This window comes from Ezakiella peruensis (assembly GCF_900215725.1).
Taxonomy (GTDB): domain Bacteria; phylum Bacillota; class Clostridia; order Tissierellales; family Peptoniphilaceae; genus Ezakiella; species Ezakiella peruensis.
In genome coordinates this window covers 128,550-150,108 of record NZ_LT962470.1, presented here as the reverse complement: position 1 = coordinate 150,108, position 21,559 = coordinate 128,550, and the positions used below count along the sequence as shown (strand labels likewise).

Sequence of the window (21,559 nt, the reverse complement as noted above, 5' to 3'; positions counted from 1 at the left end):
CGATTGGTATGCATTGACTCACTTGAGTTTGTTGTTTACGAAGGAAAAATCCAGCGAAGCGTGTAGGGTCCACTTTATGTGGACCGAGTTTTTCCTAATTGGGTACAACAATCTGAGGAGAATGTGGCCCGAAAAATATCGATCGCATCTTGTATGCGTGAGATATTTTTAATAATTGACTCACTAATAAATTGACTCCATGCTATACAATGGCTAATGAATGATTGATCAATCGAATTTGTCCGCAATCTTGTTATGTTAGACGCCTTTTGGGTATAAGATAAATGGGGTGGATTATGAAAAATTTACTTTTTAATTTTATTTTAGGCCAAGCAAATTTTGCAACTGACCATAGCCAGATGATGAACGAGCTCAAGCTTGCTTTATTTTTATTTATCTTCGCAAGTTTAGCCTTTGTCATTGGTATGTTTGTGTATAAAAAATTATTTTATACCTTGTCTTTTGCAAGTTTTATTGGCTGTTTTTATTTGTGCTATGTGCACTCAGATTTTGAAATTGTCTGGCTCTTTGTAAGCCTGATGGGCGTCTTGATGCTGGCCATGGAAATCATGGTCCCGGGCGTTCAGGTTTTTGGTTTTGTGGGAGCGGGACTAATTGCCTTGGGCCTTTCCAATATGCTTGGCTCGATTGAGCTGGCTATATTTACTGTTGGCCTCTTGATTTTGCTCTCCATAATAACTATTTATATTTTTACTAAAAAGGGTTACAGGGTGAAGTCGCTTCAAAAGTTTGTACTTAAGGACGATATAGAATCCAAGGCCACTCCTGACCGGGAATCCTTGGTCGGAAAGGAAGGAATTACCACTTCTGCCCTAAGGCCTACTGGCAAGGGTGTGATTGAAGATAAAGTTTACGACCTCTACTCAGAGGCGGATTTTATTCCAGCTCAAACTGAGGTTGTAGTTGTAGGAGAAAGTAATAACAAGATTATTGTAAGGAGGAAGACATTATGAATTTAATTAACTTGTTGGCTTTAGGCGCTGGTTTTGGAACTCCTATTATCATAGGACTGATTGTAATATTTTTAGTAATATTCTTCTCTATGGTTCCAGTTGGCCTATGGATCACAGCATTTTTCTCAAATGTTAAGGTTAGCATTGGTTCATTAATCGGTATGAAGCTTAGAAGGGTTAGACCTGGCAAGATTATTAATCCTTTGATCAAGGCTACCAAGGCTGGGATTGATATTAAGATTGACGAGCTTGAAGCTCACTATCTTGCTGGTGGTAATGTTGACACACTTGTTGACGCATTAATCGCTGCTCAAAGGGCAAATATTGATTTGGAATTTGAAAGAGCTGCTGCCATTGATCTGGCAGGCCGTGATGTGCTGGAAGCTGTTAGAGTTAGTGTTAACCCAAAGGTTATTGAAACTCCAAATATTTCTGCCGTAAGTAAAAACGGTATCGAAGTTATAGTTAAGGCCAGAGTTACAGTTCGCGCCAATATCGAAAGATTAGTCGGTGGTGCTGGTGAAGAGACCATCATCGCCCGTGTTGGTGAAGGTATTGTTACTACTGTTGGTTCCAGCATGACCCACGAAGCTGTTTTGGAAAATCCAGACAGCATTTCACAAACCGTTTTGGAAAAGGGTTTGGATTCAGGCACAGCCTATGAAATTTTGTCCATCGATATAGCTGACGTTGACGTTGGCAGAAACATTGGTGCTCACCTCATGACTGACCAAGCTGAAGCCGACATGAGAATCGCCCAAGCCAAAGCCGAAGAAAGACGTGCTATGGCTGTGGCCAAGGAACAAGAAATGAAGGCTGCTGTTCAAGAAAAACGTGCTCTTGTTATTGAAAATGAAGCTCAAGTCCCACTTGCTATGGCTGAAGCTTTGAAGAACGGTAATCTTGGAGTAGTTGATTATTATAAATTGCAAAATGTAAAAGCGGATACAGATATGAGAAATTCTATTGGCAAGAACCAAGATAAATAGGTGGTCTTATGTTTAGGATGTTGTTGATTTTCCTTTTGATTTCGTCTATAATCTCCAGGTTCAGCGAACTTGCAGGTCCTAGGCCAAATGAAAAGGAGAGACCCTACGCCCCCAAGAAAAATCCACGGGGGTCGGGCGGAATTTTTGCAGACCTGTCCAAAAAATTGGATGACTTTGTCAAAGAGGTTGACTCTGCTTATAGCAAAGAAGGCTTTGAGAAGATTGATGATGTATCTGGCTTAAAAAAAGAAAAAATCAAGGAGATTAAGAAGTCAAAAGACAAAGACAAGCCTAAGGTCAGCTCTGATAAAAATATCAAGATGCGTGGTGCAGGCAACAGCATGGAAGGCAGAAGCAGCATGGAAGGCAGGAGCCTAGAGGGGATAAGCCTTAATCAAAATGATGCAGCTGATGTCTGCCTGATAGAAGAGAACAAAAAATCAAGAAGAAAAAAGACTCACAAGAAAAATCCTGATCCCAAGGCCATTGTACCTGGAGAAAAGGGTTTGGATCTAGAGAATATTACAAATGATGACCTGGTAAAGGGTATTATTTTTAGCGAGATATTAAACAAACCAGTATCCATGAGATAGCGGAGGTTAGATGATTAAAAGCGAAATTTCGGATGTAGATATTTTAAATATGGTGGTCGGTGATTTGGATAAAAACATAAACCACCTGATGGAAAGATTGGGAACCAAGATAAAGATTGTAGACAATTCTATTGAGGTCAGCGGAGAAAACGAGGACCTGGCAGCCAGAGTGCTTAAGACCATGGCCAAGTTTATCGAGGCTTCCAAAAAAGAAGTCAGCATAAATGAAATTGATTATATAATTAATTTGGCCAGGGACCACAGGGAGGCCGAGGTTTTGGACTTGCATGCCAAACAAATCGCCTATACTGCCGACGGCAAGTCCCTTTATCCAAAAACTTTGGGGCAAAAACTCTATATTGATTCCATTATGGAAAACGATATTGTCTTTGGGACCGGGCCTGCAGGAACGGGCAAGACTTATCTGGCCGTTGCCTTGGCTGCACATTCTCTGCGCAACAAGCAATTTGAGCGGATAATACTCACTCGTCCTGCTGTTGAAGCTGGCGAGAGCCTTGGATTTTTGCCGGGCGACCTCCAAGAAAAGGTCGATCCATATTTGCGACCAATCTATGACGCCCTCTTCGAAATTTTGGGTGCAGAAAAATATACTAAATACATTGAAAAGGGGATTATTGAAATCGCTCCCCTGGCATACATGCGTGGACGGACCTTGGACAGGAGCTTCATAGTTCTGGACGAGGCGCAAAACACCACGCCTGAGCAAATGAAAATGTTTTTAACTCGTCTGGGCTATTCGTCCAAGATGGTTATAACTGGCGACTTGACTCAGACTGACCTGCCACGGGGCAAAAAGTCTGGCCTCATGCACGCCATAAATATTTTAAAAAACACAAGGGGCATTGGCATGGTCGAATTGCAAAAGGTCGACATAGTCAGACACCCTCTGGTTAGACGAGTAATCGAGGCCTACGAAAACGACGATAAAAAAGTTCGTGCCATTGAAGATAGAATAGAAAAACGCAAGGCTAAAGAAAACGAGGATAAAAATGCAAGCGACAAATGAAAAGGCCTTTGACTTTGAGAATTTTTCTTTGATTTTAAATTTCACAAGATTTATAATGACAAAAGAGGAAATCGCGGCCATTAAATTGGCCATAGAAAAAACTTTGGCTGTCCACCATATAAAAAACACAGAGCTTAGCTTTACCATGGTCGACCCATCTGAGATTAAACGCCTTAACCGCGACTTTAGAAATATTGACCGGGTGACCGATGTGCTGAGCTTTCCCATTGATGACCAAATGCTGGGCGATATTGTGGTTTGCAAGAAACGACTCACAAGACAGGCCAAGGCCTACGGCAATTCTTATCTGAGGGAGCTTAGCTATTTGACTGTCCACAGCGTCTTGCATTTGCTGGGCTATGATCATATGGAAAAACGCGATAAACAGCTGATGCGAAAGATGGAAAAGGAGATTATGAAGGACCTTGAAGGATAGTAAGTTTTTAAAATCTTTTAATAATGCAGCAAACGGCCTGGTGCAGGTTTTTAAGACCGAGCGCAACATGAAATTTCATTTTCTGGTCGCTGGTCTTGTCATGCTAGCCGGCCTCATGTTTAATTTAAACAAGCAGGAATTTGTCCAGCTCATAACGGCCATCGTCTTTGTACTCTTTGCAGAGATGATAAACACGTCCATCGAATACCTGGTCGATGCAACGGTCAAAGATTTTAATCCAATCGTAAAGGTGGTCAAGGATGTGGCAGCAGGAGCTGTTTTACTCAGTGCTTTTTATGCATGCATTGTAGGTTATTTGATTTTTTACGACAAGCTGGTCCCAGCCGGCCGAAGATTTTTGGGCGGCATCCACCAAAATCCCGTCCACCTAACTGTAATTGCTGTCGGACTTACAGTTTTACTTATTATTGCTCTCAAGTCCAGGTACTCCAAGGAACGCGGCAGCTACTTCCAAGGGGGAGTTGTCTCTGGACACTCGGCGATTTCTTTTTTGATGGCAACTATTATTTTATTTAATGCCAACAGCGCTCTTGTGATAACCCTTGGTTTTATCCTAGCTATGCTGGTAGCTGAATCCAGGATTGAGGGCAAGATTCATAAGCCTATGGACACCATCTACGGGGCCATGCTTGGAATTATTATTGGAATTTTTATATTTTTAATTTTTGGGTGATTATGTATAATTTTAGCGAAATTGATAAAAAATTAATAAAGGCTTGCTTGAACGTAAAATCAAACGCCTATGTGCCCATTACTAAGTTTAAAGTTGGGGCAGCGATTTTGGCTGACGACGGAGAAATTTACACCGGCACAAATATAGAGACTATGACTTTGGCTCCCAGCATCTGCGCTGAGAGAAATGCGATTTACGGGGCCATGGCAAGGGGTGTAAGGAAATTTTCCAAGATTGCCGTTTGCGGAGACTACGATTTTACTTTTCCCTGTGGAGTTTGCAGGCAAGTTATCTACGAACTCAGCCCTGAGGCCACTGTTTTTGTCGTGAAATCAGAGAGTCAAGTTGAAGTTTACAAGATAAAATATTTGTTGCCACACGGCTTCAGATTGGAGGAAGAATGAAAAGCGGATTTGCAAATTTAATCGGCCGACCCAATGTTGGCAAGAGTTCGATTTTAAATAGATTAATTGGCGAGAAACTGGCAATCGTTACAAATAAGCCACAGACGACCAGGGTTCCCATGAAATTCATCTACACTGATGAGAGGATGCAGGTGGTGTTTTTTGACAACCCCGGCTATCAAAGGCCAAAGAATAAATTAAATCGGGTTATGAACGAAGAAATCCTGGCCAATTTAAAAGATGGGGATATAAATCTTTATGTGGTCGACAACTCCTTGGAGACTGGTCGCTTGGATTCAGATGTCTTTGAATTGGCGGCTGAGGACAAAACTCCCAAGGCGCTTTTAGTAAACAAGTCTGATGAACTTTCCCCAGAAGAAAAAGTTCTCTTGGATGAAAAATACCAAGATATGGGGATTTTTGACCGGGTGATTTTTATTTCTGCCTTGAGGGGAGATGGCTTTGACGAGCTCTTGGATTATGTTTATGAGACTTTAGACGAAGGCCCAAAATATTTCGACGACGAATTTATTACAGACCTACCTGTCCGCGATATTATGCGGGAGATTTTGAGGGAAAAATGCCTAATCCACTTGGACGAGGAAATTCCCCACGGGATTTATATCGATATTGACGATTACGAAGAGACCGAAGACAAAATACGAGTCCGCTTCATTATGTATATAGAAAGGGACAGCCACAAGGCCATTGTAATTGGCAAAAACGGGTTTATGATTAATAAAATTATTAAAGATGCCGAAAAGGATATGACTCACTTTTGCGGCAAAAATGTTAAAATTAAAATCGATATAAAGACTAGAAAAAATTGGCGAAAGGAAGACAGACTTGTCTCGAGATGGTTTTAGATGAAGGTTGAAGGAATTGTTCTGAGGCTAATAAAATACAAGGAATCATCCGCTATTGCGACAGTCCTTACAGACGACCTGGGCAAGATTTCCATAAACTGCCAAAGGATTTACAGGAACAAAAACTGGGTGGACCCACCGGCTCTTGAGACGATGAGCATTACCAATTTTGTTTTAAGAGAGGGTCGGACTATTTATTATTTGGATGAGATTGAATCCACTGTCCGCATGGAGGCCATGGCCAGGGACCATAAAGTGTTTTTTGCCGGCCATATAGTGGCTGAAATCCTTTTAAAGTCTCTGGAAAATGAATATCAAGTGACTAACATTTATCCCCTAACTAAAACCTATTTGGAAAATCTGACAGAGGAAAACGCATATTATCTAACGGCGGCTTGGATTTTTAAATACCTGAGCCTACTTGGTTACAAGCCCTATATAAATATGGGCGAGGGCTCTCTTTACTTGAGCCAAAGCGGTATTGTCAGCCTGGATGAAATGGATTCGTCGGGGATGATTTTACCAGTCACGAGCCTAGACAGAGACATGGTGGTAAGGGCCATGAATTCGCGTTTTGCAGACATAAAAGACACGGCTTATGACCTCTTGGACAAGGCAGTTTTTTATGCCCTCTTGAATTTGGATTTAAATAAAATTAATTCTTATGAATTACTTAAAAATTGGAGGTATTATGAATAATATCATTTCAAAAATTGTTGACTACTACAAAGCTTACGGGCAAATTAAATACATTTCCGTGCCAGAAATTATTCCTAGCGATATTTTGTCGGCTGAGGAGATTTTTGAGTACGCTTTTGGCGATAGCCATGTCATTGCAACCGAAGGGACTTACGCTGACCTTTACAACAATTCCAATACAAACGGAAAATATTTTTCCCATAAACTAAAAATTTATGCCAAGGAAGGAGATTTAAATGTCAAGGACCTGATTGCAAGCCTAAATGAATTGGGTTTGGATGATGAAAAATATTATATTTCCTATGAGACCAGGGAATATCAGGCCAGGTTTTCAAACTCCCTGATTGTTTCCACCATACTTATTGTCAACTGCAAGGAAGTTGCCACTATTAATTATTCCAAGGCCATCAAGGGCGAGCAAACTCTGAATATTAATCAGATAGCTGAGTATAATATTGACGCCATCAGGGAAATTTTGGGAGAAACTAATGAAGAAAAGCACTATGAAAATTCCCTGCACGCCGAGTACGAAAACTATATGGAAGACGACGGGACCTTGGAAAATCTTTATTTGATAATAGAAAGATATTTTTTGGATATTGAGATGCACAAGGAAAAGGCCAGGTACATCTTGGCTTACAACACCCTTCTAAAGGCCATTATTCAGAACGAATATATCCGGATTAAGACGGGAACTTTTTCAGACAAGTACAAGGAAAACATTGAAAGCATAAATTCCAACTACAAGGATATAATTGGAAGTTTGATTGAAAATTACAGGGGAAATTAATGGAGAAATTTGTTTTAGACGTTAGCATGGAGCCCATTCGAACTGAGTCTGTGGACTTGGTTGAGTATGAAATTTTAGAAAAATTTCGCATCTGGCTCCTCAGTGAAAAAATTAAACAAAACGCCCTCCACGTCAGGGTTTTTAAAAATCGGGTCGTAGTTACAGCAAGTTTGGATACTTCGGCGGAATTTTTAAATGAAAATTTGGGCCAGGTCTTTGAGGCCATTAGGCAAAGCGACATTGACACCTTCAATGAATACCAGGCTTTTTATAGGCCAATTTTAAATATAGTCGCCTTTTTTGGCGATCAAAAGCTTGACATAGAAATCGGCGGCAAAAAATCTTCAGACCAAAACCTGATAAATTTTAGAGACTATATTAATATTGATTCTGCTGAAGATTATTTTGAAAAGATGAAGGCCTACCTTTACACTGACAAAAAAGAAGGCTACGAAAAAATGTCCACAGCCCTTAAAAAACGGGCCATGGCCAACGGCAAAAAGCTCATGCACGAGGACGAACGGGTGGAAGCCTTATCTGTGATTGACTCCAAGCTATCCATTGCTGAAGTCGAATTTGATGCGGCCTATTTGGAACTGCCTGAGCCAATTATCGAAAGTGTCCTTCACAAGCACAATGTAATTTTTGCCATGTATTATTTGGACGGGGCCATTTCAAATTTCTATCTCATAGTTTACCGTGAGGGTACAGATCCTGGACCAGTCAAAAACAGCTTAAGTGAAATGATAAATGAAGAGCTCAAAAACATTTCTAGGCTCTTTAAAAAAGATACAGAGGAAACTTTGGATGCTTATTTGCCGAAACTATCTTGGATTTCAGATATAGAGAGCCTGGGCTCAATGAGTGACAAGACCAAACGCCTGGAGTCCATTATTGGCTCCCTGGTTGACGAGCTGTCGCTGGCTGATGAGATGGAGGAAAACATAAGACTGGCCAGCAAATTTATGAAGGCAGACTTGGCGACCCAAACTGTTAAATGTTACGAAAATCTCCGCGGCATAGTGGGCGGGGAAATTTTTGAGGCAAACAGGGATAATTCCTCTGCAGCAAATGCAATCAAAGAGCAATACCTGCCAGATTTTACTGGTCGGGAGCCGGAGACCATTGGCGGTGCGGTTTTGGCCATAGCCGACAGGATGCACGACTTGGCAGGCCTGGAAATTTTGGGTGAGCTCAATATAAAATCTTCCTGGGCCTTCAAAGAAGCCTATGAGATTTTGAAGCTAATGATAAGCATCAAGCCAGAGCTTAGCCTGAGGGACTTGATTGAGAGCAGCCTTTACGCTTTTGCAGAAAATTCTGTGGGCGCTTTTGACTTTGACAAGGTTTTTAAATCTCTCTTTGAAATTTTTAAAGGGCAATTTAAATACACCCTTTACAAAAATAATATTAATAATATTTTCTACGAGGATATTTTAATAACAGAGGACAAGCCCATCAATAAATTATTTATGGATTTAAAAGACCTGTCCAACATTGAGGACGAAGACCAGCTGAAATTTTTAAAAGACCTCATTGCTTACAAGAAGATGATTGGTGGAGCAAGTGATCCAGTAGAGGGCGACTTTACAGAATCTGAATCAGATTTTTCAGATTTAATAAAATACGCAGGTGACAAGTCCAATGATGCTCTGGAATTTTTTAACCATCTTTACGAATACAAGGATAGATTTTACAAGCTAAAGGACTCTTATAAGGAGGCTGAAATCAGTAAATCCAGTCTGGTCCTTGCAGATAATTTAGAAGGGAGGTGGATATAGATGTATGATATTACAGTTTTTGTCCTAAGCGACTCGGTTGGAGAAACGGGAACCAAACTTGCTCGCGCTTGTCTGGCCCAATTTCCCAATTGCAATTACGAAATCAAGAGATACCCATATATTTTATCCAAGGACCAAATCCTAGAGGCAATTGACGAGGCTAGGGACATCCCTTCGGTTATAATTTACAGTACGGTTATGACCGACCACCAGGATTTTATCGAGAACCAGGCCAAGAAACTTGGCATACCGACCATCGATATAATGAAAAAACCTCTGACTGCAATTTCTAATATCCTCCACGACAACCCGATAAGGGAATCTGGAATTTTGAGGAGAATGGATGAAAAATATTTCCAAACAGTAAATGCAGTTGAGTTTGCAGTTAAATATGACGACGGCAAGGACCCAAGAGGTGTGTTAAAGGCGGATATTTGTTTGGTCGGCATCAGCCGGACCAGTAAGACACCCCTTAGCATGTACTTGGCCAACAAGGGTTATTATGTGGCAAACGTGCCCCTGGTTCCTGAAGTTCCCCTTGCTCGCGAGCTTTACGAAAAAGATAAGAGACGAGTCTTTGGCTTGGAGACAAATGTGGAATCCATGATGAAAATCAGGGCCGAGAGGCTACTTGCCCTTGGACTTCCAGCAAACTCCATGTACTCAGAGACCGACAGAATTGAAAAAGAAATTGAATATTCCAAAAAAGTTATGGATGAGCTGGGCTGCACAGTTATTGACGTGTCCAACAAGGCCATAGAAGAGACAGCCGAAATTATTCTTGAAACCATGGAAGCGAGGTTTGGTATTCGTGACTAATATTAGACAGACCCTAGAGGCAAACGAACACAAAATTCTCTCGCCCTACGCCTGTTTCTCAGATTCTGCAAGCCGGGACAGGGAAGAGGAAAAGTGTTCCATTAGGACAGATTTTCAAAGGGACAGGGATAGGATTTTGCATTCAAAATCTTTTAGGAGATTAAAACACAAGACGCAAGTCTATATTGCTCCAGCTGGTGACCATTTTAGGACCAGGCTTACTCACACCCTTGAGGTTGCACAAATCGGCCGGACTATTGCCAGGGCCCTTGGACTAAACGAGGACCTGACAGAGGCCATTGCTTTGGGCCACGATTTGGGCCACACGCCCTTTGGCCACAGCGGAGAAAATGCATTAAACACCATTAGCAAGTATGAATTCAAACACAATTTGCATTCACTTCGCGTGGTTGAATTTATCGAGCCTCACAAAAATTTTCGTGGGCTAAATCTTACCAAGGAAGTCCGTGACGGCATCAAGAACCATTCGGGCGATGGCAAAGCGGCGACTTTGGAGGGCAAGATAATTAAATTTGCAGATAGGATTGCCTATATCAACCACGATATAGACGACTCAATTCGAGCTGGATTTTTAAAAAACGAAGACATACCTAAGGAAATTTCTGAGGTTTTGGGCAACAATCCCAGCGACAGGATCGATTACCTGGTCAAGGATATTATAAAAAATTCCTACGGCAAGGACGATATTTTGATGTCCGACCCAACATTAGAGGCCATGCTTAGCCTTCGAGCTTTTATGTTTAAAAACGTTTACCAAGACGAGAGATCATCAGTCCAAGGAGAAAAAATATTTAATCTCCTGGAAGCTCTCTATAAGCATTACAAGTCCCATCCAGAAGACATGGGCGACCATTTGAAAATTTATGATAAAGACGAAGATATAGATAGAATTGTCACAGACTACGTGGCAGGAATGACAGACCAATTTGCCATTGAGAAGTTTAAGGAATTATTTTTACCAACAAGTTTTAGAAGGGTTTAAAAAATGTATATTTCAGAAGATACAATCGCAAAAATTAAAGATGCAAACGATATTGTCGACTTTATTGGCTCTTATGTTTCACTCAAGAAACGCGGCCAATCCTATGTCGGCCTCTGCCCATTTCATGGAGAAAAGACCCCGTCCTTTACGGTCACTCCATCACTGGGAATTTTTAAGTGCTTTGGCTGCGGAGAATCGGGTGATGTGATTGGATTTTTGATGAAGTATGAAAATTTGGACTTCAATGAAGCCATTAGAGTTTTGGCAGACCGAGCGCGTATTCCTTTGGAAGAATCATCAGCGGCGCCAAGCCATAAGACCGATGATAAGTATTACGAAATCCACAGGGAGGCGGCTTACTTTTACTTAGACCAGCTCTTTAAATCTCCAGTGGCCATGGCCTATTTGAAAAATAGAAATATTACGCCAGCCACAGCTAAACGTTTTGGCTTGGGCTACGCACCCGACTCATGGTCGGCACTCAAAGATTATCTCATTGCCAAGGGCTACAGGGAAGACGAGCTTTTGAAGGCAAATTTAATTGGCAAGAGCGAAAAAACTGGAAACACCTATGATCTCTTTAGGTCACGCTTGGTTTTTCCGATTATAGATTTAAAAAAACGTGTCTGCGGTTTTAGCGGTCGGATTATTGGTGAAGGTGAACCCAAATACTACAACTCCAGAGATAGCCTGGAATTTACCAAGGGCAACATGCTTTTTGGTTTAAATCTGGTTCAGCAAAATACAAAACGCGACAAGATTATGTTGGTCGAAGGCAATATCGATGTAGTAAAACTCCACCAAATGGGTATTAATTACGTAGTAGCAGCACTTGGTACGGCCTTTACTGAAAGACAGGCCCAACTCTTGAAGCGCTTTGGCAATGAAGTTTACCTGTGCCTAGACGGAGACAGGGCTGGGAAATCTGCAACCCTACGGGACATAGAAATTTTGCAAAACCAAGGAGTAAGTCCAAAAATAATTTCTATACCAGGCGGCCTGGACCCAGACGACTATGTAAATACTTACGGGGTTGACGGTTTTAAAGCGCTTTTGTTAGCTGCCAAGTCGCCTTTTGAATTTGTAATCGACTATAGTCTGGAGGGCAAGGACCTGGATAGGCATGATGACTTTATATCTTTTGTGCGATCGGTTTTGGATTTTATAAAAAAAGTTCCCGATCCGATCTCAAGAGACGTTTATATAAAACACCTGTCCAAGACTTACGATATAAGCATGGACGCCATCAGGGAAGAATTTACATCCCTCACCAAGGTCGAGGAGGACAGCGAAAGCGATTTTACAATTCCACGGGCTGAGAACAAGTGGCCGCGTCTTTTGATAAATGTAATGGTAACTGAAAAGGCCAACGCCCTTTATCTTGACAATATGGGCCTAGGCGATATGCTTGCAGAGAACAATGTCAAATACCTTTACGATTTGATTTTAAAAATCTATGAGACTGAAGATGTAATTGATATTGATGAACTTAAAAATATTCTGGACCAAGAGGGCAGGATAAATACAAAGCAATTATTCTGGCTGCAAAAGTTGGATTTAACTGCCAAGGAAACTGAAAAAATGTTAAGTGATATTTACCGCCAGGTCAAGGCTGCCAGCGAGTACAAATGTACCGGTAAGTTGGTAGACGAGATCGATTCGGCGGCTAATATAGATGATGCGATGAAGCTTTTGGAAGAGCTTGATAAGATGCATGAAAGGAAATGATATAGTGCAAAATATACAAAAACAAAAATCTTTAATGGAATCTCTGCTATTTTTGTTTGAGGCTGGAACAAAGACGGGCCATGTCACCTACAATGACATCAACGAAAACCTCTCGTCTTTTGAGCTGGAAGTCTGGCAGATTGAAAAAATTTACAATCAGATGGCAGCTCTCAAGATTGAAATAACAGACGAAGAGTCTTATTCGGTCGGCATAGTTCCAAAGGAAAAGGCCGATGATAAAAAAGCCCATAGCAAAAAAGCAATCAAGGAATCCGAAGTTCAAAAGGGAGCCAAGGTTGACGACCCTGTTAGGATGTACTTAAAGGAAATTGGCAAGGTTGACCTCCTCACCATGGACGAGGAAATTGAACTTGCCAAGCGTATTGAAGATGGTGACGAATCGGCCAAGGCTGAATTGGCAGAGGCCAATCTCCGCTTGGTTGTAAGTATAGCCAAAAGATATATCAATCGTGGCATGCCGTTTTTGGATTTGATTCAAGAGGGCAATCTAGGCCTCATGAGGGCTGTTGAAAAGTTTGAATACCAAAAGGGCTTTAAATTTTCAACTTATGCGACCTGGTGGATTAGGCAGGCCATCACTCGTGCCATTGCCGACCAAGCCAGGACCATCAGAATCCCTGTCCACATGGTTGAAACCATCAATAGGCTCCTCAGAGTTGAGAGGTCACTGGTCCAAGAATTGGGCCGCGAACCAACCCCAGAGGAAGTCGCCAAGGAAATGAATATAGATGTTGAAAGGGTCAGGGAAATTCAAAAAATTGCCCAAGAACCTGTCAGCCTTGAAACTCCAATTGGCGAAGAAGAAGACTCGCACTTAGGCGATTTTATTCCTGATGAAGACATCCCAAGTCCACAGGAATCTGCAACCAACACCATGCTTCGCGAGGAACTTTTCTCTACGCTCTCACTTTTAACTGAGCGTGAGCAAAAGGTTATTCGTTTACGCTTTGGCCTGGATGATGGCAAGGTGAGAACGCTGGAAGAAGTTGGCAAGGTCTTTGATGTTACCAGAGAGCGTATCAGACAAATCGAAGCCAAGGCCCTGCGCAAGCTCCGCCATCCAAAACGCAGCGAAAAATTGAAAGACTTTTTAGAATAATGGATAGACTAGAACAGATAGTTGACCTGATTGAGTTCGAGGAATGCCTAGCCGATGTCGGTTGCGACCACGGCTATGTGGGCCTCGAACTTTTTAAAAAAGGCAAGATAAAAAAATTAATAGCGACGGATATTTCTGCCGACTGCTTGGAAAAATCCAATCTTTTATTTGCAGACAAGCCCTATGACTACGAGGGCAGGGTGGGCGATGGCCTAAAGCCAATTGAAAAGGCAGAGGCAGACGCCCTTGTAATTGCAGGTATGGGCGGAGATTTGATTGCAAAGATCGTCTGCGCGGACGAGGAGAAAACCAAATCTCTAAAGAAATTTATAATTCAACCCATGACCGAGCCAGAAAAGGTTAGAAAAACTTTTTACGACCTGGGCTTTACCCGGACACAAGATTTAATTGTCAAGGAGAAAAAGCACTATTATTTTGTAATGGTCTTTGAATTACTGGACACAGAGGACCAGGCCGAAGAAGATTATACTTACACAAAATTGTTGCAGGCCCATCCCCTTTTTAAAGATTATATAAATCATGAGATAAGAAAAAGAAAAAATATTATAAATGAAATAAAAACCAAGAGCGGCAAGGACAACGCTGCTATTATAGAAAAAGAAAATGAGATAAAGGAGTTGGAGCGTTTTGAAAATTAAAGATGCCATTAATAAAATCGAAGAGAAATTTCCATTGTTCACCCAATCATCTTGGGACAACAGCGGAGTTCAAGTGGGCGATTTAGACGCAGACCTCAAGGGCATTTATATCTGCATGGACGCAGAAGTGGCCAATGTCAAAGAGGCTATAGACTTGGGGGCGAATTTAATACTTGCCCACCATCCCTTTATATTTTCTGGGATAAAGTCCTTGGTCAAGGGAGATTTTCCCTACGAGATTATTGACCTGGCTATTAAAAATGATCTCACCATTTACGCCTGCCATACGCCTTTTGACGCCAGCAAAGATGGCATGAAGGCAACTCCGCTTTTAAAGATGGCAAAGAGCGTTGACTACGATTTTGTCAATGATGAAGACCAGAACTTTGGCGTAATGATGGAGACCGATAATCAAAGCATGGAAGAAATTGAAGATGTAATCAAAGTCGCCCTAGCCAAATACAAGCTGGCTGATATCACTAGGATTTATCAGGCAAATGATAAACCCATAAATCACATTGCCTATATGGGAGGATCAGGCGCTTCATATATTGGAGCTGCCGCAGCCAAGGGAGCTGATCTTTATATAACTGGAGATGTCAAATACCACGACGCCCAGCTGGCAAAAAGATTAGACCTAAATTTAATCGACCTGGGCCACGACCAAAGCGAAATGCATTTTGTGGATATAATGGCTGAGTATTTAAAAGATTTTTCCAATATCCACAAGACTTACAAAACCTTTCGCTAATTGAAAAATAAAGATAAAAATGCTATAATAAAAAATGTAAATCAGACAGTTGCTATTTATAGAGGAAAGTCCGTGCTCCACAGAGCAAGGGTGCCGGGTAACCCCCGGTGGTGGCGACACTAAGGAAAGTGCAACAGAGAGATACCGCCGCTTATGCGGTAAGGGTGGAAAGGCGAGGTAAGAGCTCACCAGCGATTAGGCGACTAATCGGCTATGCAAACCCCATCCGGAGCAAAACTGAAGCGACACAAAATTGCCGCTGCTCGTGGCAAGTCGAGAATGGTAGGTTGCTAGAGGTATTAGGTAACTAATATCCAAGACAGATAACTGTCTAATACAGAACACGGCTTATAGATTTACCAGGAGAGGACCCGTAGGGTCCTTTTTTGCTTTAGGAAAAAATTTGCGGTTAATTTCGTGTTAAATTCGCGATAAAGGCTTGTTTCGAAATGTTTGCTCACTGCGGAGGGTACTAAGCCCACCTCATTCGCAAAATTTCTGTACATCGCCTTTCTCATCGAATTTTCCTACGAAATATATGTATATAGGTAGAGAGAATTGAAAAATTAAATATAATAAAACTAAAAAATACGCGAAGCGTGTAGGGTCCACTTTATGTGGACTGTCCTGTTCCCCGAAAATTGGACACAAAAGGAGGAGAACATGGACTACACCAAAGACTACAAAAAGAAAAAAGTAGAAGAATATCTAAACTCAAAACTATCACTTAGAAAATTTGTAAAAATTAACAACATACCCAAAACAACCCTTCAAGGTTGGATCCAAACATACAACGAATACGGACCAGATGCCTTTATGGACTCAAACAAAAGAAACACCTTAACTTTACCCTAAGTCCAAATGAAAAAAGGGCCAAGTATTACGAAGAAAAAGAAAGAGCATAAAGAAGCTTTCTTGCTATATGATAAATTTTTGAATAAGCTTTATGTCAAGGGCTATGCAAGTTGCTTCGCAACCCTTGACAATCGCATTCAAAAATTTAGTTAGCAAGTAGAAAGCATTCTTTTAGATGAACAAATTATTTGTCCAACTTTTTGGGAACACCCCACCAAATTTTTTCTCAAATCTTTTCTTGTATATGATATCGCTTTATGATAGAATATTTTTTAAGGAGGAAATTTATGATTTACGTATTTTTTGACCTTGATGAGACTTTAATTGAAACTATCAAGACTAATGATAATATATTTAGAAATGTTAGACGGGCTATTGGCATTCAAATGTCTGAAGTGAATTTTAAAAAAGAACTGAGGACGATTTTGAGGAAAAATATGCTAAGGCACATGGATTTTGTGGTGAACGAATCCGTGGGCATTGATCCTATTGATTTTTATTTTGAGGACGGTGACACTTACGACTACGGCGACCTGCAAGGCTTTAAGGACAGCGTCTACAGGGACTTTGCTGATCACTTGGGAGTGGACTTTGACCGCGCGGCTTTTGAAGAAGCCTTTCATAAGGGCGGCGACATGTACACTGAGACCAAGCCTGGAATTTTGGAGGCGGTGTCTTATATCAGGCAATATGCCAAGACCGGAATTATTACCAACGGGACCAAGGCTGCTCAAAGGAAAAAAATAAAAGCATGCGGGGCTGAAAAATACTTTGATAATATATTTGTTTCAGGCGAGTACGAGGTCGGCAAGCCTGACCCTAGATTTTATAAAAAAATTATAGAAGAAACTGGATGCGACGTGGAAAATTCCTTTATGGTGGGCGACAATATCCAATCGGATTATTTTGGTTCGCTTGCTGTGGGTTTAAATCCAATTTTCTTCTCCAAGCAAAAGGTTAATTACGATGTAACTAGGGCGACGACCGCTGAGGAAATTTTAGACATAGTTAAGCCAGTTTTGTTTTCCAAGGAATAAGATTCATGAAAAACTACAAAGCTTATACAAAAGTCCTAGTTGGCCTTTTAATATTTTTTTCTCTAATGTCAATCCTAGTTGTCTTTGATTTAACGGCTGACTTGGACCACGATTTTGGCCAGGCTTTTTTGTTAAAAAGTCCCGAAGCTTTTAAAATCGTAAAGGCCTTTACATCACTATTTAATCCACTTATGGCGACTGGGATTGGAATTGCCATTGCCCTTATATTTTTTGCCTGCAAAAAGTTTTGGAAAGGGGGCCTTGTTGGCCTGTCTTTAGGTGTCGGTGCCTTGGTAAATTTCCTTTTTAAAAATTTAATTAGGATGGAGAGGCCAGCCTACAAGCTCATAGATGAGTCTGGCTTTAGTTTTCCCAGTGGCCACTCAAATGCGGCCGCGGCGATTTCTGTGGCTCTAATGCTCGTAGTAGAAAATTCTAAAATAGACGCCAGGACCAAACGCATTTTAAAATTCCTCTTAGGCCTTTTTATGTTTGCCATGGCCATGAGCCGGATTATGGTGGGTGTGCACTTCTTATCGGACATCTTGGGCGGCCTTAGCCTGGGTGCAGCGAGCGCTCTAGCTCTTTATATTTGTATTTATAAATTTAAAAATAGGACCCAGGCAAAAAGCTAAAAGGCCCTTGTTTTTCTTTACTAAAGTTATAATAAATGGTATAATTATTTGCAGAGGTGGACTATGAAAATTGCTTTGCTCGGCTATGGGAATATTGGTTCTGGTGTTTACGCAGTCCTTCAAAACCATACTGACAATTTTGAAATAAAAAAAATCCTGGTAAAACACGACCGGACTGGTGGGCTCTTTACCAGGAATTTTGATGAGATTTTATCGGATGAATCTATCGAGACAATTGTCGATACAATGAGCGACGACCAGGCGTCTTATGAATATGTGACAGCGGCCATGAAGGCTGGAAAAAATGTGGTCACTTCAAATAAGGAGCTAGTGAGCAGGTATTTAAAAGAACTTTTGGATCTGGCTGAGGAAAATGGAGTAATATTTTTGTTTGAATCCACGGTCGGCGCCGGCATTCCTTGGATTGATATGATGAACGAGTACAAGCAAATAAATAAGATCGACGAAGTTTTTGGTTGCATGAATGGGACGACAAACTTTATCTTGGACCTGATGAAAAAAGATGGAATAGATTTTGAAGAGGCCCTATTAAAATCCAGGATGCTCAGATACCAGGAGCCAGATTATTTCGACGATATATCGGGCGTGGACTCCAGAAACAAACTGGCCATTTCGTCCATGCTGGCCTTTAACATCAAACTAAATCCAGACGACATACCGACTTACGGCATACAGAATATTAGAAATCTGGATTTTGGATTTTTTGAAAGGCACAAGCTAACACCAAAACTAATGTCCTATGCTTGCATAGACAACAATCGTATAGCGGCTATCGTCGCCCCTGTTCTTTACAAAAATGAAAGGATAAGATCTAATGTTGGCGGCAACAACAACCTCTTAGGCTTTACCGGAGACGTGGTTGGCAACATTCAAATCATAGGCGAGGGTGCGGGCAAATTTTCCGCTGCAAACGGCATAGTCCTTGATCTGTATAGGGTTTTAAATAAAAAACAATCGCCACATTTTGAAGTTGGCGACGCAACAGTGGATGAAACCATAGTTTCCTATAAATTTTATTTTTCCTTCGATCAAACCAGTTACAAGATCGAAAGAATCCTGCTCCCATACGTGCATTCCATTTACGAAACAGCAGATTCTTTTATTCTAACAACCAGGACAATCGGCTTGGATACCTGTTTGGAATTGTTGTGGAAGATAGAACAAACAGACGAAAGATTCTTTTTCGCAATATATGATGATCTGGATGTAATCTAGGTAGACTTTGGCCGTAAGACTGAAATAGGAACAGATAATTATGTATAACAGAGACACAAAAGCACTTTTATGGGGGAGAATAAGCACAAATATTGCTGACTCCCTGCAATATATGATTATAATGTGGTTTTTTAACGAGCGATTCCAATCCCCATTTTTATTGGGATTGATATTTGCAGTTGAATCAGGAGCGGATGTTTTATCCTTCTTGTTTGGACCACTAATAGACAACTCAAACAGCAAAAAATTGCTAGTAAATTGTTCTCTGGTACAAATAATAAACGTAATGGTATTAACTGTTTTAAGCTTTACAATTGGAATAGAAGCCAATAAATTTTGGGCTATAATAATGGTAATAAGCATGTCGATCACAACGCTTGCAAGCACGATATTATATCCCTTGCAAATGAAGATGATACCCATGGTTGCCAAGGACGTACCATTGGTAAAAGTAAATGGCTTGTTCCATGTATCGGAAAAAGTTTTTGATATATTATTTAATGCAATAGCCACAATTTTAATTGCAAAACTCTTGATACCGATTAACTTAATTATCACACTGGTCGTATTCTTTGTAGCAGTCAAATTGTATTCGCTAATTACTTACGATCAAAATTTTAATTTTGAGGAATGTGAAGATTACGAAGAAGAGGGAACAATTTCAGAATATCTTGAGGATTTAAAAGAAGGATTTGTTGAATTAAAAAATCAGGGAGAGCTTTTAAAACTCATTGTCCCATTGATATTTGTAAATTTCTTTTACGCAATAGCAATGGTAGGCCTACCCAGATTTTCGACAGAATTGATCAGCGATGAAGCTACAGGCTATGGAATACTCCTGACCTTTAGTGCAATTGGATCAATATTAGGAGCAAGCCTTAGCCAAATAAAAAATATTGAAAAAATATCCATGAAGAAAATGGTATCATTTTGCCTTATGATGGCGGGGATATCATGGCTCTTAATACCGACATTAGCGGAGAGATTTATCTACGCCAGCTATATTGGAATATTTTTAAACGGCATATTTATTAGCTATATGAATATAATCTTTATAAGCTTGGTTCAATCGCGTGTATCTGAGGATACCTTGGGCCGGGTTGCTACAATAAATGAGAGTATATTGTCATCCATAATACCAATAGGAAACTTTGTTGGGGCATGGATATTAAAAGAACTTGGGGTTATAACAACCCAGTATACCTTTGCAATCGCTTTGATTGTGTTTGGGCTTTATTATATATTTATTAGATCATAGTAATATTTAGTATTATAGAGTTGATTGGTGATATTTTTAAATAAAATTATTTAACACAAAGTATATAATTTAGGGCGCGCCCTGATTTATATATAAAAAAATGACTTATGTCAGAGGAGGTTTTTATGAAAATTAAAACAAAAGACATTGTTCTTATTGGACTTTTTATCGCTCTTGGACTTATTCTCCCAATGGTTTTCCACCAACTTGGAGAAAATATGTCAAGGATGTTTTCACCAATCCATATCCCAGCCTTAATTGCTGGAGCTCTTATGGGACCAATCCATGGACTTTTGGTAGGAGTACTCACAGTTCTCACTTCAAGTCTTATCACAAGCATGCCACAATTCCCATACGCCTTTGTTATGATGGTTGAATGTGGTTCATACGGTTTGTTTTCAGGTCTATTCCAAAAAATGCTAACCAAAGATGCTATTGGCACCTTTGTTTCAACAGCCTTGGCTATGGTAGCAGGTAGGATTGTTTACGGTTTTGCCCAATATGTTTTTATGCTTACAATAAGCAAGCCGTATTCAGTTAGTGCATGGGTAACATCAATGTTTGTTAAGGGTTTACCAGCCATTATCCTTCATATAATTTTAGTTCCAATTGTAATTTTACTATTGAGAAAGTATGTAAGGGATTTCGATTGATTTTTGTTACTTTAGATGGACCCTCGGGCTCTGGCAAAAGCCATTTGTCTGAGGGCCTAAAAATTGACGGCCTTAGAGTTCTCCATGCGGACGATTTCTTTTATCCTGCAAACGAAAAGAAACATCCGCTGGCGGGCAACTTTAACGCCCCTTTTTTTATTAAAAATATCCTGCCAAAGGCCTTAAAGGAAGACGACTTTTATTATCCAGCCTTTGATTGCAAAAAGCAAAAATATTCTATCAAGTACGCGCCACCGGCAAAAATCACTTTGCTGGAAGGGTCATATTCTTCGACCAAACTCCTTGATTCATATAGGGACTTGTCCCTTTATTTAAAGGCCGACAAAAATCTTTGCAAAAAAAGAGTGAGGAGGCGGGTGGGCCCTGAAGCCTACAAAAATTTTGAATCCCGCTGGTTTGTGGACGAGAGAAAATATTTGAAAAAATATAAGCCCCACAAATCTGCGACAATAATCAGGAATTCTGCAGACATAGAGGCAGCCATAAAAAAATATATTTAAAAAATAAATCCTCCGTGCTTTGTGGGTGTAT

Annotated in this window: 24 protein-coding genes and 1 other RNA gene; all 25 read left to right on the top strand. The window is 40.5% G+C overall.

Annotated elements, in window-relative coordinates:
* Nucleotides 1-296 precede the first annotated feature (296 nt).
* The 25 genes from CUU59_RS05655 (at nucleotide 297) to CUU59_RS05535 (ending at nucleotide 21,528) form a co-directional block, all read left to right on the top strand.
* The gene (locus CUU59_RS05655) at nucleotides 297-974 is read left to right on the top strand and encodes an NfeD family protein (RefSeq protein ID WP_169922872.1); all 678 of its coding nucleotides are present in this window, start codon (nucleotides 297-299) and stop codon (nucleotides 972-974) included.
* Nucleotides 971-1,963, top strand: coding sequence for a flotillin-like protein FloA (floA, locus tag CUU59_RS05650; RefSeq protein ID WP_099951021.1), 993 nt, complete (start codon nucleotides 971-973; stop codon nucleotides 1,961-1,963). The genes CUU59_RS05655 and floA overlap by 4 nt, the downstream gene beginning before the upstream one ends.
* Before the next feature lie 8 nt (nucleotides 1,964-1,971).
* On the top strand, nucleotides 1,972-2,556 hold the full coding sequence (locus tag CUU59_RS05645) for a hypothetical protein (protein WP_099951020.1): 585 nt from the start codon (nucleotides 1,972-1,974) through the stop codon (nucleotides 2,554-2,556).
* Nucleotides 2,557-2,566: 10 nt separating this feature from the next.
* On the top strand, nucleotides 2,567-3,583 hold the full coding sequence (locus CUU59_RS05640; protein WP_099951019.1) for a PhoH family protein: 1,017 nt from the start codon (nucleotides 2,567-2,569) through the stop codon (nucleotides 3,581-3,583).
* Complete coding sequence (ybeY, locus tag CUU59_RS05635) at nucleotides 3,567-4,019, top strand: rRNA maturation RNase YbeY (protein ID WP_245870564.1); 453 nt, start codon at nucleotides 3,567-3,569, stop codon at nucleotides 4,017-4,019. Before CUU59_RS05640 ends, ybeY begins: the two co-directional genes overlap by 17 nt.
* Nucleotides 4,009-4,713 (top strand): diacylglycerol kinase, encoded by a 705-nt coding sequence (locus CUU59_RS05630; RefSeq protein WP_099951018.1) that lies wholly within the window; start codon nucleotides 4,009-4,011, stop codon nucleotides 4,711-4,713. Before ybeY ends, CUU59_RS05630 begins: the two co-directional genes overlap by 11 nt.
* 2 nt (nucleotides 4,714-4,715) lie before the next feature.
* A complete protein-coding gene (gene cdd, locus CUU59_RS05625; RefSeq protein ID WP_245870563.1) occupies nucleotides 4,716-5,117 on the top strand; it encodes a cytidine deaminase in 402 nt (133 codons plus the stop codon).
* Nucleotides 5,114-5,983, top strand: a complete 870-nt coding sequence (gene era / locus CUU59_RS05620) for a GTPase Era (RefSeq protein ID WP_099951017.1) — start codon at nucleotides 5,114-5,116, stop codon at nucleotides 5,981-5,983. Before cdd ends, era begins: the two co-directional genes overlap by 4 nt.
* On the top strand, nucleotides 5,984-6,682 hold the full coding sequence (gene recO, locus CUU59_RS05615; protein ID WP_075574594.1) for a DNA repair protein RecO: 699 nt from the start codon (nucleotides 5,984-5,986) through the stop codon (nucleotides 6,680-6,682).
* Complete coding sequence (locus CUU59_RS05610) at nucleotides 6,675-7,472, top strand: hypothetical protein (protein ID WP_099951016.1); 798 nt, start codon at nucleotides 6,675-6,677, stop codon at nucleotides 7,470-7,472. Before recO ends, CUU59_RS05610 begins: the two co-directional genes overlap by 8 nt.
* The gene (locus CUU59_RS05605; protein WP_099951015.1) at nucleotides 7,472-9,253 is read left to right on the top strand and encodes a glycine--tRNA ligase subunit beta; all 1,782 of its coding nucleotides are present in this window, start codon (nucleotides 7,472-7,474) and stop codon (nucleotides 9,251-9,253) included. The genes CUU59_RS05610 and CUU59_RS05605 overlap by 1 nt, the downstream gene beginning before the upstream one ends.
* The gene (locus CUU59_RS05600) at nucleotides 9,254-10,072 is read left to right on the top strand and encodes a pyruvate, water dikinase regulatory protein (protein ID WP_099951014.1); all 819 of its coding nucleotides are present in this window, start codon (nucleotides 9,254-9,256) and stop codon (nucleotides 10,070-10,072) included.
* Nucleotides 10,065-11,075 (top strand): deoxyguanosinetriphosphate triphosphohydrolase, encoded by a 1,011-nt coding sequence (locus tag CUU59_RS05595; RefSeq protein ID WP_099951209.1) that lies wholly within the window; start codon nucleotides 10,065-10,067, stop codon nucleotides 11,073-11,075. Before CUU59_RS05600 ends, CUU59_RS05595 begins: the two co-directional genes overlap by 8 nt.
* A gap of 3 nt (nucleotides 11,076-11,078) precedes the next feature.
* Entirely contained in the window at nucleotides 11,079-12,803 is a 1,725-nt protein-coding gene (gene dnaG / locus CUU59_RS05590; protein WP_099951013.1) for a DNA primase, read from the top strand.
* Between the two features lie 4 nt (nucleotides 12,804-12,807).
* On the top strand, nucleotides 12,808-13,923 hold the full coding sequence (rpoD, locus tag CUU59_RS05585; RefSeq protein WP_281254435.1) for an RNA polymerase sigma factor RpoD: 1,116 nt from the start codon (nucleotides 12,808-12,810) through the stop codon (nucleotides 13,921-13,923).
* On the top strand, nucleotides 13,923-14,582 hold the full coding sequence (locus CUU59_RS05580) for a tRNA (adenine(22)-N(1))-methyltransferase (protein ID WP_099951011.1): 660 nt from the start codon (nucleotides 13,923-13,925) through the stop codon (nucleotides 14,580-14,582). Before rpoD ends, CUU59_RS05580 begins: the two co-directional genes overlap by 1 nt.
* Nucleotides 14,572-15,333 carry a Nif3-like dinuclear metal center hexameric protein gene (locus CUU59_RS05575; protein WP_099951010.1) on the top strand — a complete coding sequence of 254 codons (762 nt, stop codon included), beginning with the start codon at nucleotides 14,572-14,574 and terminating at the stop codon, nucleotides 15,331-15,333. Before CUU59_RS05580 ends, CUU59_RS05575 begins: the two co-directional genes overlap by 11 nt.
* A gap of 33 nt (nucleotides 15,334-15,366) precedes the next feature.
* Nucleotides 15,367-15,700, top strand: an RNA gene (gene rnpB, locus CUU59_RS05570) — RNase P RNA component class A.
* Between the two features lie 296 nt (nucleotides 15,701-15,996).
* The gene (locus tag CUU59_RS05565) at nucleotides 15,997-16,188 is read left to right on the top strand and encodes a helix-turn-helix domain-containing protein (protein ID WP_099951009.1); all 192 of its coding nucleotides are present in this window, start codon (nucleotides 15,997-15,999) and stop codon (nucleotides 16,186-16,188) included.
* 287 nt (nucleotides 16,189-16,475) lie between these two features.
* A complete protein-coding gene (locus CUU59_RS05560) occupies nucleotides 16,476-17,225 on the top strand; it encodes an HAD family hydrolase (protein WP_169922871.1) in 750 nt (249 codons plus the stop codon).
* 5 nt (nucleotides 17,226-17,230) lie between these two features.
* Complete coding sequence (locus tag CUU59_RS05555) at nucleotides 17,231-17,860, top strand: phosphatase PAP2 family protein (RefSeq protein WP_099951007.1); 630 nt, start codon at nucleotides 17,231-17,233, stop codon at nucleotides 17,858-17,860.
* Between the two features lie 63 nt (nucleotides 17,861-17,923).
* Nucleotides 17,924-19,096: a homoserine dehydrogenase gene (locus CUU59_RS05550; protein ID WP_099951006.1), complete on the top strand. Its 1,173-nt coding sequence runs from the start codon at nucleotides 17,924-17,926 to the stop codon at nucleotides 19,094-19,096.
* 40 nt (nucleotides 19,097-19,136) lie between these two features.
* The gene (locus CUU59_RS05545; protein WP_099951005.1) at nucleotides 19,137-20,354 is read left to right on the top strand and encodes an MFS transporter; all 1,218 of its coding nucleotides are present in this window, start codon (nucleotides 19,137-19,139) and stop codon (nucleotides 20,352-20,354) included.
* Between the two features lie 125 nt (nucleotides 20,355-20,479).
* Entirely contained in the window at nucleotides 20,480-21,007 is a 528-nt protein-coding gene (locus CUU59_RS05540) for an ECF transporter S component (protein ID WP_169922870.1), read from the top strand.
* Complete coding sequence (locus tag CUU59_RS05535; RefSeq protein WP_099951003.1) at nucleotides 21,004-21,528, top strand: hypothetical protein; 525 nt, start codon at nucleotides 21,004-21,006, stop codon at nucleotides 21,526-21,528. The genes CUU59_RS05540 and CUU59_RS05535 overlap by 4 nt, the downstream gene beginning before the upstream one ends.
* Nucleotides 21,529-21,559: the final 31 nt, after the last annotated feature.